At 69.2% G+C, this 15568-nt stretch carries 14 protein-coding genes; 6 read left to right on the plus strand and 8 right to left on the minus strand.

Annotated elements, in window-relative coordinates; genetic code table 11:
• Nucleotides 1–5 precede the first annotated feature (5 nt).
• The 7 genes from AB0O34_RS10945 to AB0O34_RS10975 are packed head-to-tail and all read right to left on the minus strand — an operon-like array spanning nucleotide 6 to nucleotide 7527.
• Nucleotides 6–1433, minus strand: coding sequence for a class I adenylate-forming enzyme family protein (locus AB0O34_RS10945; protein ID WP_363915015.1), 1428 nt, complete (start codon nucleotides 1431–1433; stop codon nucleotides 6–8).
• A gap of 11 nt (nucleotides 1434–1444) precedes the next feature.
• Nucleotides 1445–2878: a nitroreductase family protein gene (locus AB0O34_RS10950; protein WP_363915017.1), complete on the minus strand. Its 1434-nt coding sequence runs from the start codon at nucleotides 2876–2878 to the stop codon at nucleotides 1445–1447.
• A gap of 12 nt (nucleotides 2879–2890) precedes the next feature.
• On the minus strand, nucleotides 2891–3361 hold the full coding sequence (locus tag AB0O34_RS10955) for a VOC family protein (protein WP_363915019.1): 471 nt from the start codon (nucleotides 3359–3361) through the stop codon (nucleotides 2891–2893).
• A 12-nt stretch (nucleotides 3362–3373) separates the two neighbouring features.
• Entirely contained in the window at nucleotides 3374–4243 is an 870-nt protein-coding gene (rfbA, locus tag AB0O34_RS10960; protein WP_363915021.1) for a glucose-1-phosphate thymidylyltransferase RfbA, read from the minus strand.
• Entirely contained in the window at nucleotides 4243–5202 is a 960-nt protein-coding gene (gene rfbB, locus AB0O34_RS10965) for a dTDP-glucose 4,6-dehydratase (RefSeq protein ID WP_363915023.1), read from the minus strand. The genes rfbA and rfbB overlap by 1 nt, the downstream gene beginning before the upstream one ends.
• Nucleotides 5202–6323, minus strand: a complete 1122-nt coding sequence (locus AB0O34_RS10970; protein ID WP_363915025.1) for a glycosyltransferase — start codon at nucleotides 6321–6323, stop codon at nucleotides 5202–5204. Before AB0O34_RS10970 ends, rfbB begins: the two co-directional genes overlap by 1 nt.
• A 40-nt stretch (nucleotides 6324–6363) precedes the next feature.
• Nucleotides 6364–7527, minus strand: coding sequence for an acyltransferase (locus AB0O34_RS10975; RefSeq protein ID WP_363915027.1), 1164 nt, complete (start codon nucleotides 7525–7527; stop codon nucleotides 6364–6366).
• 719 nt (nucleotides 7528–8246) lie between these two features.
• Here AB0O34_RS10975 and AB0O34_RS10980 point away from each other — a divergent pair.
• The 4 genes from AB0O34_RS10980 to AB0O34_RS10995 are packed head-to-tail and all read left to right on the plus strand — an operon-like array spanning nucleotide 8247 to nucleotide 12938.
• Entirely contained in the window at nucleotides 8247–9032 is a 786-nt protein-coding gene (locus tag AB0O34_RS10980) for a 2,3-dihydro-2,3-dihydroxybenzoate dehydrogenase (RefSeq protein WP_363915029.1), read from the plus strand.
• 15 nt (nucleotides 9033–9047) lie between these two features.
• Nucleotides 9048–9707, plus strand: a complete 660-nt coding sequence (locus AB0O34_RS10985) for an isochorismatase family protein (protein ID WP_363915031.1) — start codon at nucleotides 9048–9050, stop codon at nucleotides 9705–9707.
• A gap of 21 nt (nucleotides 9708–9728) precedes the next feature.
• The gene (locus AB0O34_RS10990) at nucleotides 9729–11717 is read left to right on the plus strand and encodes a chorismate-binding protein (RefSeq protein ID WP_363915033.1); all 1989 of its coding nucleotides are present in this window, start codon (nucleotides 9729–9731) and stop codon (nucleotides 11715–11717) included.
• Nucleotides 11718–12938: an FAD-dependent monooxygenase gene (locus AB0O34_RS10995; RefSeq protein WP_363915035.1), complete on the plus strand. Its 1221-nt coding sequence runs from the start codon at nucleotides 11718–11720 to the stop codon at nucleotides 12936–12938.
• Between the two features lie 27 nt (nucleotides 12939–12965).
• Here AB0O34_RS10995 and AB0O34_RS11000 read toward each other — a convergent pair whose 3' ends face one another.
• A complete protein-coding gene (locus tag AB0O34_RS11000) occupies nucleotides 12966–13460 on the minus strand; it encodes an FBP domain-containing protein (protein ID WP_363915037.1) in 495 nt (164 codons plus the stop codon).
• An 81-nt stretch (nucleotides 13461–13541) separates the two neighbouring features.
• On the opposite strand from AB0O34_RS11000, the gene AB0O34_RS11005 reads away from it, so the two are divergent.
• Nucleotides 13542–14141, plus strand: a complete 600-nt coding sequence (locus tag AB0O34_RS11005; protein ID WP_363915039.1) for a WHG domain-containing protein — start codon at nucleotides 13542–13544, stop codon at nucleotides 14139–14141.
• A complete protein-coding gene (locus tag AB0O34_RS11010; RefSeq protein WP_363915041.1) occupies nucleotides 14134–15564 on the plus strand; it encodes a DHA2 family efflux MFS transporter permease subunit in 1431 nt (476 codons plus the stop codon). The genes AB0O34_RS11005 and AB0O34_RS11010 overlap by 8 nt, the downstream gene beginning before the upstream one ends.
• The last annotated feature ends 4 nt before the right edge of the window (nucleotides 15565–15568 follow it).

The following is a 15568-nucleotide window of genomic DNA, read 5'->3' on the forward strand; positions in this document are numbered from 1 at the left end:
CTCCTTCACCTGTCGAACATCTGGCGGATCTCCGCCATGGCGGGTTTGCCACTTGAGCCGCGCGGGATCCGCGGTACCACCTGGACCAGGGTGGGCACCTTGTGCGCGGCGAGCCGGGCCCCGACGTGGCGGCGGAGCGCGACGGTGTCGAGGGAGGGCTCCGCCGCGAGCACAGCCGCGAGCGCGTCGCCGCCGTGGCGGTCGGTCACGTGAAGGACGACGGCGTCCCGCACGCCCTCGGCGCCGCGCAACACATCGGTCACCTCGACGGCGTCGATCTTGCGGCCACCGATGTTGATCACCTGACTGGTCCGCCCGGTCAGCACCAGGCTGCCCCCGGCCAGGTAGCCGAGGTCGCCGGTGCGGTAGTGGCCGTCCGGGGTGAGCCTGCTCTCCAGCAGACCGGGGGCGTTGAGGTAACGCGTGCCCATGGACTCGCTGCGGACCTCCACCGCCTCCGGCTCCTCCGCGGACCGTCCGGCGCGCAGGGATACGCCCGGCAGGGGCTTTCCCAGGCCCGGATCGGTGACCGGGTCGGCGGCGAAGGTGAGCGGTCCCGCCTCGGCGGCTCCGTAGTAGTTCTGGATGGCCACGCCGGTCCGCGCTATGAACCGCTCCTTCGTCTCCGGGCTGAGCGGCGCCGCCGACGAGATCGCCATGCGCAGCCCGCTGAAGGCCGGGAGGGCGGGGCCACGCCGTACCAGCGAGTCGTAAAGGGCGGGGAAGCCGACGAGCCGCGTCGCCCCGGTCTGTTCCAGCATCCGGACGACCCGGCTGGCGGTCGGCAGGCCGTGGCCCAGGTGCAGCCGCGCGCCCGCGAGGAAGGCCGGAAGCAGGGAGGTGTTGAACGCCAGCCCGTTGGACAGGGACGCGAAGCAGAGGATCCGGTCGTCGGCTCCGAGTCCCGTGCCCTCGATCCAGTTGACCGCCGCCCGGTGGACCGCCCGGCCAGAGAACTCGACGCAGTGCGGCCGTCCGGTGGAGCCGGAGGTGAAGCGCGCCACCTGGGTCGTGTCGCACAGGTCCGGACGTCGCGCGCGGGACGGCAGCGCGGACAGCAGCATTCCCTGTGGCGATGCCACGACGGAGCTGTAGACGGGTGGTGGCGTTCCGGGCTCGTAGAGCAGCAGGTCGAGCCCGCAGTCCTCGGCGATGGCCTCGGTCTCCTGAGGCCCGCTCGTGCGGTCGAGCAGGAACGGCACGCAGCCGGCGCGCAGAACCGCCAGGTAGAGGACGACGTACGCGGTGGAGTTGCCGCCGCGGATGCCGACCCGGGCACGCTCTCCATAAGGGCCGAGGTGCGCCGCCAGTTCCTTCGCGACGCGCGCGCTCTCTTCGGCCAGTTCGCGGTAGCCGAGCGCGGTGTGGGCGTCCGTCACCGCCACGGAGTCGCCGTGCTCCCACAACGCCTCCTCGATGAGGCTGATCAGCATCAGGCCGCCCCTCATCCGCGGTGGGGGGTGCTCAGCCGGTCCAACTTCACCGGGCCGTTTCCCGGCACGCCGAGCATCACGACGTAGAGCACGTCGTGGGCTTCCGGCAGCGCGGTCAGGGCCCGCCACCGGTCGGCGTCGAAACCGCCGACCCCGGTGACGGCGACGCCCGCGGCGGTCGCGCCGAGGTAGAGCAGGTGGGCGAGCGCCCCCGCCCGCAGCAGGGCGTCGTCCACACCCCGGGCTCCCCCGTTGACGATCTCCTCCCGCGGCGCGTGGAAGAGGACGGTGGCGGCGGCGTGCCGCAGGTGCTCCTGGCCCATGCACACGCGGACCACCTCGTCACCGGACGGTGGCGGCGCGACGGGGACGGCCGCCAGGCCCGCAGGCCCGTGTAGCGGGTAGCTGCCCGGACGCCATCCGGTGACGTCTCTGACCACGAGGGTCGTGCCCAGCTCTGTGCCGGGGGAAAGGTCGGTGGTGAGCGGCGTCGCCAGCGCGGCGAGCGCGTACCTCAGCACGCGGGCGGTGAGCGGAAGGTCCGCGAAGTCCTTGGCGGAGCGGCGGCGCGCGGCGAGCCCTGTCCACGGCTCGGGGTAGGGGAGCGGCCCGGTGTCGGGTGGCGGCACGATCCCCGGTATCAGAGTCTGGAGCCGCACGGGGTGGGGACGTGGGACCGGTGACATGGCCCTGTGCGCTGCGATCGTCTGCCAGCACTCGGTCTCCAGCCCTTTGACCACCGTGGCGGCGACCGGGTCGTCCCGCACGTCCGAGCAGGTCCACGCGGTGTCGCAGTACGATCTCGCCGCTTCCGGCCCGCCGTCGACCACGAGCACGCTGTGCAGGAAGCGGCAGGCGGGGTCGAGGGCCAGCAGTTCGGTCACGGGACTCGCCGCGATCCGGGTGCGCAGCTCGGCGCCGCCACCCGCGTCACGCGTTAGGCACAGCAGGTGGGTGGCGAGGTGCGCGGCGTCGAGCTGCGCGTAGAGGTATCCCCGGTTTCCGTATTTGCGCATGGACAGCCAGGGCCGCACGACGTTCAGCACCAGGGCCCGGCCGGGGCGCCGAAGGGCGAGGTCGGCGCGGTCGAGGGCGCGTTCCACCTGGCTGCCCGCCCGCAGCAGGCGGCAGCCGCGGCGCGCGACGTCGACACCGTACACGGCCGGCCCTTCGGTGCCCGCCACGACCGCGTAGTGCTCGTACGGGTAGAGGGCGCCCGCCGACGGTACGGACGGCCCGCCGGTAGGCGACCCGTTCGCCGCGATCTCCAACAGCCGGAGAATGGAGCGCAGCTCGACCGGCACGGGCACCCGGGGCGCCTCCGCGCACGGCGTGGCGGAGAGCGCCATCCGTTTCCACAGCCATGCCGCGCCGTCCAGCGACTCGACGACGCGGGGGTCGATTCTGGGGCCTTCATCGCGTGCGACAGCTACCGATTCATTCATCGAATGGCTCCTTCACGAATTCCCGGAGGGTCGCATATGCGTGTCGAAAGGGAGCATCGCGGCGCCGCCCGGATTCCAGGCGTCCAGAAACATTTCCTGCCGGGAGACGTCCATCATCTCCAGACGGACGCCGAGGCTTTTCACGCGATGGTAGGTATAGGGCCGGCCGAGGGGGCAGCCGTTGAACTCCACCGGAAACCTCTCGCCGACCAGGCGTTCCGCGCTCTCCTCGACCGACCGTGTCCAGAATCCGATGTGGTCGCACCGGGCGCCGAGCGTCGAGTCCCAAGGGCTGTCCTTGGGCCCTTCGATCAACTCGAAGTACGGCGGCCCGGTCCGGGAGAACGCCATCCGGTATTCCCACGGGCCGACCGAGTCGGCCTTCGCCGGGCCCCATTCGACGCCGACGCTTCTCGTGAGATCGTCCATGGCGATCTCGATGCTCGGCACCACGAAGCAGATATGATAGAAAATCGCCGTCACACCTCCGTAAACTCAGTTGTGCACCAAAGAGCGGACATATCTGCCGTACGTCGATTCGGAGGGGAGCAGTTCCGCGAGCCGGGTAAATTGCGCGATGCCTATGTAGCCCATGCGAAACGCGGTCTCCTCCAGGCAGGCGATCTGCATTCCCTGGCGCTTCTGGAGGATCTGCACGTACTGTCCTGCCTCTAGCAGGCTGTCGTGCGTACCCGCGTCCAGCCACGCGGTGCCGCGGCCGAGCTGCACCAGCCTGCCGCGCCCCTCCTTGATGATGAGCCGATTGACGTCGGTGATCTCCAGCTCGCCCCTGGGCGACGGGGAGATCTTCTCCGGGTACGCGAGTACGTCGTTGGAGTACATGTAAAGGCCGGGGACGGCGAGGTTCGACCGTGGCGAGGCGGGTTTCTCTTCGATGTCGACCAGGAGGCCGGCGTCGTCCACGACCGCGACGCCGTAACGCCGGGGGTCGGACACCGGATAGCCGAACACCGTGCAGCCGTCCACCGTCGCCACGGCCTCGCGCAGCACGGGCGGCAGGCCGTGCCCGTAGAAGATGTTGTCCCCCAGGATCAGGCAGACGTCCTCGTCGCCGGCGAACTGGCGGCCGATGAGCAGCGCCTCGGCGATGCCGCGGGGGGACTCCTGGCGGGCGTAGCGCAGATCGAGACCGAGATGGCTCCCGTTCCCGAACAGCATGCGGAAGGCGTCCACGTGCTGATCGCCGCTGATGATGAGGATCTCCCGGACGCCCGCGAGCATCAGGACCGACAGGGGGTAGTAGACGAGCGGCTTGTCGTAAACCGGCAGCAGTTGCTTGGAACTGACGGACGTCAGCGGCAGCAGCCGCGTGCCCGAGCCCCCGGCCAGAAGAATCCCGCGCATCACGCCACGAGTCCCTTCCGCCACCAGTCGGCGTTGTCCCGGTACCACTGGATGGTGGAGGCCAGCCCGGACGTCAGGTCGAAGCGTGGCCGGTAGCCGAGTTCGTCGCGTGCCTTGCCGCAGTCGACCGAGTAGCGCAGATCGTGCCCCCTGCGGTCGGGCACTCTCCGGACCGAGGACCAGCCGGCTGCGAACGCGTCGAGCAGCAGTCCGGTCAGCTCCCGGTTGGACAGTTCCGTGCCGCCGCCGATGTTGTAGATCTCCCCGGGGCGGCCCTTGGTCCGGACGAGCTCGATGCCCTGGCAGTGGTCCTCGACGTGCAGCCAATCGCGAACGTTGCGCCCATCCCCGTAGAGCGGGACCTGGTCTCCGGCCATCAGCCGCGTGATGAACAGGGGGATGACCTTCTCCGGGAACTGCATCGGGCCGTAGTTGTTGGAGGAGCGGGTGACCCGCACGTCCAGGCCGTGTGTGCGGTGGCAGGCGAGGGCCAGCAGGTCGGAGGCGGCCTTGGACGCCGAGTAGGGCGAGTTGGGCAGCAGGGGGCTGGTCTCCGTCCACGAGCCTTCGGCGATGGACCCGTACACCTCGTCCGTGGACACGTGCACGAAAGTGCGCGCGCCGTGCGCCACGGCGGCGTCGAGCAGCCGCTGGGTACCGAGCACGTTGGTGCGCACGAACGCCCCGCCGTTCTCGATCGACCGGTCGACGTGCGACTCGGCGGCGAAGTGCACCACCGTGTCGATGCCGGGCATCAGGTCGTCGAGTATGGTCCGGTCGTCGATGTCGCCCTTCCTGAACCGCAGCCGGGGGTCGCCGATCAGGTCGCCCACGTTCGCGAGGTTGCCCGCGTACGTCAGCTTGTCCAGGATCGTGACGTACGCGTCGGTGTCCCGCAGCAGCATCCGGGTGTAGTGGGATCCGATGAAGCCGGCTCCACCGGTGACGAGCACCCGCATCAGACCAACTTCTCCACTTGGGCCAGCACTTCGGCCGGCGGCGGCATCATGAGGATCTCCTCGGCGAGCCGCCGCGCGCGTTCGCGGTACGAGGGGCTGTCGAGCAGGTCCCTGCACGCCTCGGTGACGGCGTCGGCCGTGTCCTCGCCGGGCAGCAGCATTGTCGCCGTGCCGTACTCGACGAGCCGCCGGGTCGGTGCGAGCAGCTTGGGCATGTTCGGGATCACCAGTTGCGGGACGCCGCAGGCCATGCCGGTCAGCGCCGTACCACCGCCACCGTGGTGCACCAGCAGGTCACAGCGCGGGACCACCATGTCCAGCGGCACCCACCCGGTGCGCACGCCCAGCCTGCCGGTCAGTTCGTCGCCCACGGCGTCCGGCGCGGCGATCACGATCTCCGCGTCGAGGTCCTTGACCTTCTCCACGAGTTCGACGAGGTAGTCGTAGAAGTAGCCGGGCGCGACCTTGGTCCCTGCGGTGATGCACACGCGGCGGGCCGGCTTGACGTACATCCAGGGTTCGAGCGTCCGCTGCGGGTTCCACGGGATGTAGCGCATGGGTTGGGCGTCCGGCGCGTCGGCGGGACGGACGCTCGGCGGGCAGATGTCAATCCACATGTCAGGGGCGGGGATGCCGTCCAGGCCGAGTCGGTCCAGCTCGCCGCGCAACTCCTGTCCGGCCGCGACATCGACGACGGGCGGCTCCCCGGCGTCCCAGGAGTGGCGCACGTACGGGACGCCGAGCCGGTTGGCGAGCAGCGGGGCCGCGAAGGTCAGCATTCCGCCCACGACCACGTCGGGCCGCCACTGCGCGGCGAACGCGGACAGCGGGTCCAGGTAGGCCGCTGCCATACGGCCGAAGCCGTGCCCGATGTAGCGCATGTGCGCTTCCGGGTCTTCCGGCACGTCGATCAGGGCCCCGGCCCGGTCGGTGGTGATGTGCCGCCGGATCGGGACCTGGGAGACGCAGACTCCGGCGAGCCCGGCCGCGGCCACGGCGTCCATGGTCTCGGCGTTGGAGGCGACGATCACCTCGTGGCCGGCGAGCCGGGCCGCGGTCGCCAGCGGTGTGAGGGGGAAGACGGTCGCGGGGCTGCCACCCGTGACGATGAGAATTCTCAAGATAACTCTCCAGTGAAGGACGGATCAGAGTGATGCGGGGTCAGGCGGCCGCTTCTTTCCGAGGCGCCGGGCGGCCAACCGCCGGGGGGGTGTGCCTGCCCCACCTGCGTACGGCCGGGGTCTCCACCCAGCGGTGCATCGCGTACGCGAGCAGCAGGGAGAGGCAGAAGGCGGCCAGGCCGAACAGCAGACCGGTCAGGGGGTCGAGGTGACGGTCGAACCCGACCATCGCCCGCATCGACACCAGCACGATCTCTTGGATCAGGTAAAAGGCGAACGAGATCTCACCGAGCCGGCGCATCAGGGGGCAGCCCAGCAGGGTGGGGAATCCGCGGGCGTCGGCCGAGGCGAGCGCGGCGACGAGCAGCGCCAGCGGCACGACCGTGACCGCGTCCGCGACGTACAGCATCGGCGCGAACAGCCCGGCCACGTAGCCGAGCGCGGCGATCGACGCGGCCGGTACGACCCCGATGCGAGGCAGGTGGCCGGAGATCACGATGCGCGCCGACAGCATGCCGAGCACGAAGTCCAGCAGGCGGACCGGCGGGAGGATGTAGACGAACCACATGCGGCTGATCGACTCGCCGCCGAGCACCGTGGCGGCCAGGCTCCCGTCGAACACCGGGTCGGCCGGCAGGAGATGGGCCAGGCCGGGAAGCATGACGATCAGGGCTGCGACGCCGGCCGCCCACCACCACAGCCGCCTCCCGGCGATCCGGCTGATCCGCGGCAGCAGCAGCGGGAACAGCAGGTAGAAGACGAGCTCGCAGGAGAGGGACCAGCTCGGTCCGTTCACACTGAGGAAGATGTCGGGCCGCGGCGCCCAGGCCTGGAGCAGGAGCAGGTTCAGCACGGCGGTCCCGGTCGGCGTGGCGGCTGCGGCGAACACGAGCATCGCGAGGCAGAACGTCACCACGTGGTTGGGGTAGATCTTGACGAGCCTGCGGCGGAGGAACCCGGCGTACGAGTCGTCGGATCTGGCCGACCAGGTCAGCACGAAACCGCTGAGGACGAAGAAGAACGAGACCCCGATCGTGCCGGCGGTCTTGGTGGCGAAGGTCAGCGCCGACCCGACGCCGGATCCCTCAGCGAATAGTTGAAGCGTCGCAATGTGGAAAACGAACACCATGAGAGCGGCGATAAAACGTCCTCCGGTGAGCGAGTCGAGACGGCCACCGTTTTGAGCGCGCGCCCAGCGGTGCATGCAGAATCCTCTCTCTGAAGGTCGTCAACTTCGCTTGCGATAGAGCCATGCCGATTCCTGCTTCGGCAATGTATCCGTCTATCCCTAATGTGTCTAGGCTCGACTTCTACTGCGAGTATTGAAGTCGCCTGACTGTCGGCTCCGCGTATTCCCGGTAGATCCAAGGGGGAATTCAAGGGGCTGCTGGAGTTGTGTCACCGCCGAAAACCCCCGCTGTGTTTGCTCGGGCGAGCACCCGGTGAGGGCCGGACGGCCGGGTGGTCCGCCGCCGCCGGCGATCTACCAGAGGTGAATAATCCCAGTTCAGCCTAGCTGTATGGCGATCTTTGGGTCCTTGTCAGGGTGTGGCGGTCCGTACTCTCGGCTTGTCGGCTGGATCCGCTTTCGTCTCGCCGATTGGACTGGTGACATTACTGATCTTGTAAATATATCGGACACAATTTGTTGTACTAGGAGTAGCGAAACTTATGCGCTGAGTGCGCAAGGTCGAAGCCTAGACATATTAGGTTGAGTCGGGTACATTCCTTCGGAGATCCGGTCACGAGATCACCGGTCGGCGATGAAGCCGATCTGGGATCCGCCTATCTCGACCAGGTAACAGGAAAGCCTTCCAGGCAAATCAAGCAGTCATTCGCCGCGTGGGTATTCGCCTGACGTTCCGCCCTGCCCTGCGGCCAGGTCCGTCATCCGCACGATGACGTCGACGAGAAGGAATCAAGATGACCACTGGATGCTTCCACGGCAATGTCGCGATCGTCACAGGGGCGGGCGGCGGCATCGGCGAGGCCATCGTGTACGGCCTCGCCGATGCGGGCGCCGCCGTGGTCGCCGTCGACATCGACGCACCTGCCCTGGAAGCGCTGGAACGCGGCGCCGGGGACAAGGCCCTGAACGTCACCGTGCTGCCGGCCGACGTCAGCCGTCCCGCGCAGGCGGAGGCGGTGGTGGAGGAGGCCGAGAAGCGCCTCGGCCCGGTGGACTTCCTCGTCAACTGCGCGGGGGTGCTCCGGGTGGCGGACGCCCTGTCGCTCACCGCCGAGAGCTGGCGGCTCACCTTCTCGGTCAACGTGGACGGCGTGTTCCACATGTCCTCCGCCGTAGCCAGAAGGATGGCCGCGCGCGGGCGCGGCGCCATCGTCACCGTCGGGTCCAACGCGGGACGCGTGCCGCGGACGCACATGGCCGCGTACTGCGCCTCAAAGGCCGCCGCCGCCGCGTACACGAAGACTCTGGGCCTTGAGCTGGCCGGATCCGGGATCCGCTGCAACGTGGTGCTGCCCGGCTCAACCGACACGCCCATGTTGCGTTCGCTGTGGACCGACGACACCGGCCCCGACGGCTCATTGAACGGCGTGCCGTCGGAGTACCGCGTCGGGATCCCCCTCCGGAGGTTGGCGCGGGCCTCCGACATCGCCAACGCCGTGGAGTTCCTGCTCTCCGACCGCGCCTCCCACATCACCATGCACGAGCTGTGCGTGGACGGCGGCGCCTCGCTGGGCTCGTAAAGGAGACCGATCATCATGCCCATCCGCGCGATCGACCCGTACCCCATGCCACGCCCTGAGACCCTGCCGGCGAACACGGCCTCGTGGAGGCCCGACCCGCGCCGCGCCGTCCTGCTGGTCCACGACATGCAGCGGTACTTCGTGGCGCCGTTTCCCTGCGGGCGGCAGCCCCGTACCGATCTGGTCGGCAACTGCGCCGCGCTGGCGCGGCGTTGCCGCAGCCTCGGTATCCCGGTGTGCTACACGGCGCAGCCCGGCGACATGACCGACGAACAGCGAGGACTGCTCAAGGACTTCTGGGGCTCCGGCATGGGTGGTTCCTTGGAGGACCGCGCCATCATCGAGGAGATGGCGCCTGACGAGCACAGCCTGGTCTTCACCAAATGGCGGTACAGCGCCTTCCACGGCAACGGGCTGCTCGCGCGCCTACGATCCCTCGGCCGTGACCAAATGATCATTTGCGGGGTGTACGCCCACGTCGGCTGCCTCATGACGGCCGTCGAGGCGTTCACCAACGACATCGAGACCTTCCTGGTGGCCGACGCTGTCGCCGACTTCACCCCAGAGCACCATCGGCTGACCCTCGACTACGCGGCCACGCGGTGCGCCGTCGTCCTCCCCACCGAGGCGGTGCTGGACAGCCTGGAGCGGTCCCCGCTGATCGCGCGCACCTGACGAATGACAAGGAGGGGTGCGATGCCTTCGGACAAAGACCGGTTCATCGAGTTGCTCGACGGAGTGCTGAACTCCGGATCCACCACTTTCGCCCTTCTCTACCGCCCCGAAGCAGTCGGCCGGCGGCTGGAAATCCTCCTCGGCGACGTGACCACGGTGAGTCGTCTCGCCGATCTGCCTCTCCCGGACGTGGACGCCGTGCGGGCGCGGCCCGGGCACGAGGTGCTGGTGATGGTGCCCTACAGGCAGATCGGCGAGCGCGGGTTCTCCTGCCATGACGACCAGGCCCCGCTCCTGGCCCTCACCGTCCGGGACTACGCGACCTGCCCCCTCGACCACGCGCTGCCGCGCCTGCCCGACGCCCCCATCGAGCTGGTGAACACCCGCTTCGACGTGGGCGACGAGGAGTACGCGTCGATCGTCGGCGAGGTGCTCGCACGCGAAATCGGCAATGGCGCGGGCTCCAACTTCGTCATCAAACGGGCATTCACCGCCGAGATCGCCGACGCGTCCCCCCGGGTCACGCTCAGCCTCTTCCGCCGTTTGCTGACCGGCGAGCGCAGCGCGTACTGGACGTTCGCAGTGCACACCGGCGAGAGGACCTTCGTCGGCGCCACTCCGGAACGCCACGTCAGCCTCTTCAACGGGACGGCGGTGATGAACCCCATCAGCGGCACGTTCCGCTACCCGCCGTCGGGCCCGGCGCTCGGCGACCTGATGGAGTTCCTCGCCGACCCCAAGGAAGCCGGCGAGCTCTACATGGTGGTAGACGAGGAACTGAAGATGATGGCCCGGATCACCGCCGGCGGTGGCCGCGTCGTCGGCCCTTACCTGAGGGAGATGGCGACCCTCGCGCACACCGAGTACCTCATCAAGGGACGCACCTCGCGCGATGTCCGGGAAATCCTGCGCGAGACGATGTTCGCCCCGACCGTGACGGGCAGCCCGCTGGCGAGCGCCTGCCGGGTCATCCAGCAGTACGAGCCGAAAGGCCGGGGGTACTACAGCGGGATCGCGGCGCTGATCAGCAGGGACATCAACGGCGGACGCTCCCTGGACTCGGCCATCCTGCTGAGGACCGCCGAGATCACCGGCGGCCGGCTGGACATCTCCGTGGGCGCGACGCTGGTCCGGGACTCCGACCCCGCTTCCGAGGTGGCCGAGACCCACGCCAAGGCCCGGGGCCTGCTGAGCGCGCTCGGCATCGAGAAGCGGGGGGAGGGGCCCGGACGGTCGCTGCCGAGCCTCAACGCGCATCCGGAGGTCGAACGGGCGTTGCGCGCCCGGAACGCCGGGCTCGCGGCGTTCTGGCTGGACGGCGCAGGACAAGAGGAGGCGGTTCCCGGCACGAGCGCCGAGGATCGCGGGCGCGTGCTGATCGTGGACGCCGAGGACGACTTCACGGCGATGATCGGCCACCAGCTACGTGCCCTGGGATTGCGGGTCGAGGTGCGCCGGTGGAACGAGGCCTACGAGGCCGACGACCACGACCTTGTCGTCATGGGCCCGGGCCCCGGCGACCCGCGCGACACCGCCAACCCGAGGATCGCCCGGCTGCGCGAGACGATGCGCGCGATGGTGAGCGGCGGCACGTCGTTCATCGCTGTCTGCCTGAGCCATCAGATCCTCGGCGCCATGCTCGGTTTCGAGGTGGTGCGGCGGGATCGTCCCAACCAGGGCGTCCAGCAGGAGATCGACTACTTCGGGCGGCGGGTGCGCATGGGCTTCTACAACACCTTCGTGCTGTCCAGCGCGTCCGACGAGGTGCGGCACGAGGACGCCGTCATCTCCGTGAGCAGGGAGGCCGGCACCGGGTACGTCCATGGTCTCGCCGGGCCCGGATTCCGTTCCATGCAGTTCCACGTCGAGTCCGTCCTCAGCGAGCACGGCCCGTCCGTCCTCGCCGACACCGTCGCCGTGTTGCTGTCCGGCTCCCGGCCACACGAGGAGGAAGCCGGTCGCGGCCGTGTGACCCCTGCCCCTGTCCCCCGTCACGCAGAAGGTGGATGAATGGCAAAGTTCGTCATCGCGGGCGGCGGAATCGGTGGCCTGGCCACGGCCCTCGGCGTCGCGCGGCGCGGTCACACCGTCGATGTCCTGGAGCGAAACGCCGCGTTCGCCGAGCTGGGCGCGGGAATCCAGCTCGCCCCCAACGCCTTCGCTGCCCTGGAGGAGCTCGGCGTCGCCGCGGAGGTCCGAGCCCGGGCCGTCCACATCGACGCCATCCGCCTGCTCGACGGGGAGTCGGGACGGCCGCTCGCCTGCCTGCCCATCGACGACGCGTATCGGGACCGGTTCGGCGGCACGTACGCCGTGGTCCAGCGGGGGGATCTGTACGCGCCGCTGCTGCGGGCATGCGAGGAGGACCACCGCATCCAGCTGCGGGCGGGGAGCATGGTCACCGGCTATGTGAACGACACATCGTCGGTGAGCGTCCTGCTGGGATCGGGCGAGCGCGTCGAGGCGGACGGCCTCGTCGGCGCGGACGGCATTCGTTCCGCGGTGCGCGCCCGGCTCGTGGGCGACGGCGCCCCTGTGGTGTCCGGGCACACGATCTTCCGCACGGTGTTACCGATGGACTCCGTTCCCGCCGAACTGCGCTGTAACTCCGTCCAGCTCTGGTCCGGGCCGAAGTGGCACCTCGTGTGCTATCCCATCGCCGGTGGCGACCGGCTGAACCTGGCCGTCACCCGCGACGACGGCGCGCGGACGGCCGTCTCAGGACTGCCGGTGACCAGGAGGGACGTCCTCGACCGCTTTCCGGCGATGAAGGGCGTTCCGCGGCGGCTGCTCGAACTGGGGCGGGACTGGCGCACGTGGGTCCTGTGCGACCGGCCGCCGGTGACGCGCTGGTCCGATGGCCGCGTCGTGCTCATGGGAGACGCGGCCCACCCGATGCTGCAGTACGCGGCGCAGGGCGCCTGCATGGCATTGGAGGACGCCGTCGCTCTGGGAGACCTTGCGGACGGCCCGGCGGAGGAGATCGGCGACCGCTTCACGCGATTCGCCGCGCTGCGGGAAGAGAGGACCGCCTGGGCTCAGAAAGCGGCGCGGTGGATGGGGGAGGCTGTCTACCATCCTGCCGGGGCGGAAGCCGAAGCCCGCGACGCCATGCTGGCGGCGCTCTCGGCTGAGGATTTGCTGAGGGTGGCGGCCACGCTGCACGCGGGCCCGGGTCGTTCCGCCGTGCGCCGCGACCGGCTGGCGTCGGCGGCGCCCGGGCGGCGGTAGTCGCGCGGGCCGTCCGCCGAGCCGGCGTCAGACGAAGAGCCTGTCCAGGAAGACCATCAGCTTGGCTCTGACGCGCTCGGCCTTTTCCTCGACCGTGAGGGATTCCTCCAGGCGCTCGCCGTGTTCTGGCAGCTTCTTGCCCCGCACATACAGCGAGCAGGCGAGGTCGGTGCATATGTACTCACCGACCGAATCGTCGTCCTTCCCTGTCTGACGTGCCTTCTTGGCCGCCAACAGGGATACGCGGCCGCCCGAGTGCGTCGTGAGGCACAGCGAGCACATGCTGCGGCGCTTGGGCCCGTGCTGTCCCGAGGTCACATGGAGCACCACGCCGATGAGCCCGTCATCGCGTTCGGCGACGATGTAGCTCCTTTGCGGCGCCTTCGGGTCATTCCATCCCAAGAAGTCCAAGTCGTCCCAGGGTCGCTCGGCCAGGTCGCGCGGGACCGTCAGCCGCATCGCCTCGCCCTTTGAGCAGTTCACGAAGGAAGCGCGGATGGCGCGCTCGCTCACTTCTCGCATGCTTCGAACGTAGCAGAGCCTATGCTTATTAGGCAATCAACGATAGTATCTAGGTGCACTGGAAGCACGAAGGAGGATGGCATGGCAACTCACGTCGGCCTCACGGTCGACCGCCTGACCCGGGCCGGGGCGGATCTGGCTGACCAGGTCGGACTGGACAAGATCACGGTGTCCGCCCTGGCCCGGCTCTTCGGAGTCGCGGACGCCAGCCTGTACTCCCACATCAAGAACGTCCGGGACCTTCGCACCAGGATCGCCGTGCTCGCCGCGGACGAACTGGCCGAACATATATCGGCGGCCATCGCCGGCCGGTCGGGCAAAGAGGCCCTGGTCGTGTTCGCGCACACCTACCGGAAGTACGCGCTCACCCACCCGGGGCGGTACACGGCGGTCCAGATGCCCCTGCCGCCGGAGGTCGCCGCCGAGTCCAAGGGACACCGGCGCATCGTGGAGCTCTCGTACGCGATGCTCCACGCCTACGAACTGGTCGAGCCGGACCTCACCGACGCGGTGCGGTTGCTGCGCAGCACGTTCCACGGCTTCGTGAGTCTGGAGCAGATCCGCGGATTCGGCGATCCCCGCGACGTTCAGGCGTCTTGGAAGCGGGCCATCGAGGTTCTCCATCTCTCACTGCAGAACTGGCCGTCACTCCGCAACCAGGAAGGACAACGTCATGACTGACCGGGCCGCCGTCAGAGCCGAGCCGGGCGAGCGGGCAGCCCCACGCAAGGGGCTGGACCCGTCGCTCCTGCGCATCGCCATGATCCTCGCGTTCGGGGCCTTCGTCGCACTGCTCGACACGACGATCGTCGGTGTGGCGGTGCACTCGTTCGCCAGGGACTTCTCGGCCGAGTTGGCCGACGTGCAGTGGACCTCGACGGCCTACCTGCTCGCGATGGGGGCGGTCATCCCCGCCACCGGCTGGGCGTCCCAGCGCTACGGTGCGACCGCGATGTGGATCGCCTCGCTGTGCGTGTTCGCGCTCGGGTCCGCGCTCTGTGGCCTGGCCGGCTCCCTCGGAGCCCTCATCGCCTTCCGGGTGGTGCAGGGTCTCGGGGCCGGAATGCTCTTCCCGCTGATGCGGATCATCCTCGTGGAGATCGCCGGGCGGGACAGTCTCGGGCGGCTGATGGCTCTCATCGCCATCCCCGTTCAGATTGCCCCGATCATCGGCCCCATCGCCGGCGGCGCCATCATCCAGGACCTGTCATGGCGCTGGGCCTTCTTCCTGAACGTACCGATCCTCGTGGCCGTCATCGCGCTCTCCGCCGCTTTCGTCCCGAACTCGCGCGGCACCGCCGCCGGGCGCCTCGACGTCATCGGGCTCGTCGCCATCAGCGGGACGCTCAGTCTGTTCGTCTACGGATTCAGCGTCCTCAGCCAGGGAGGCTCGGCGACCAAGGTCGGCGTGCTCGTGCCACTCGTGGGCGGGGCCCTCCTGCTGGTGGCCTACGGACTGAGGTCGGCCCGGTCACAGGCACCGGGCGTCGTCGAGTTCGACCTCTTCCGCGACCGGGCGTTCGCCGCCTCCACGGCCGTCACCTTCCTCAACAACTTCACCCTCTTCGGGGCCGTGTTCCTGGTCCCGCTGTTCTTCCAGCAGGCGGGAGGAGCGGGCGCGCTGAGCGCCGGGCTCGTCCTCGCCCCGCAGGGCCTGGGAATGCTCGTCGCGGTGCTCGTCGTGGGACGCGTCATCGACCTGCGCAACAACTACCGTCGGCTGGTCACGATCGGGCTGGTGCTGGTCACGATCGGCACCGTTCCCTTCGCTCTGGCCGGCTCCGGCTCGGAGAACCTCCTGCTGATGGTCGCCCTTCTCATACGCGGCGTCGGCCTCGCCCTCGCGATCTCTCCGACGATGGTCACGCTCTATCACTCGATCCCCGGAAACCGGGTGCCTGCGGCGACCACGGCCAACGCCATCGTCCAGCAGGTCGCGGGGGCCATGGGCACGGCGGTCGTCGCGCTGCTCCTCCAGGCGTTCCTAGCGTCCGGCGACGCGGTGGCCGCGTTCCGGTCCGTGTTCTGGGTCGCGGTGGCCTTCGTCGTGCTCACCTTCGTCCCCGCCATGTTCCTGCCGACGCGGAAAATCCAGGAGACGTGAGGGT

Origin of the sequence: Sphaerisporangium sp. NPDC088356 (assembly GCF_040685555.1) — a bacterium.
Lineage (GTDB): Bacteria > Actinomycetota > Actinomycetes > Streptosporangiales > Streptosporangiaceae > Sphaerisporangium.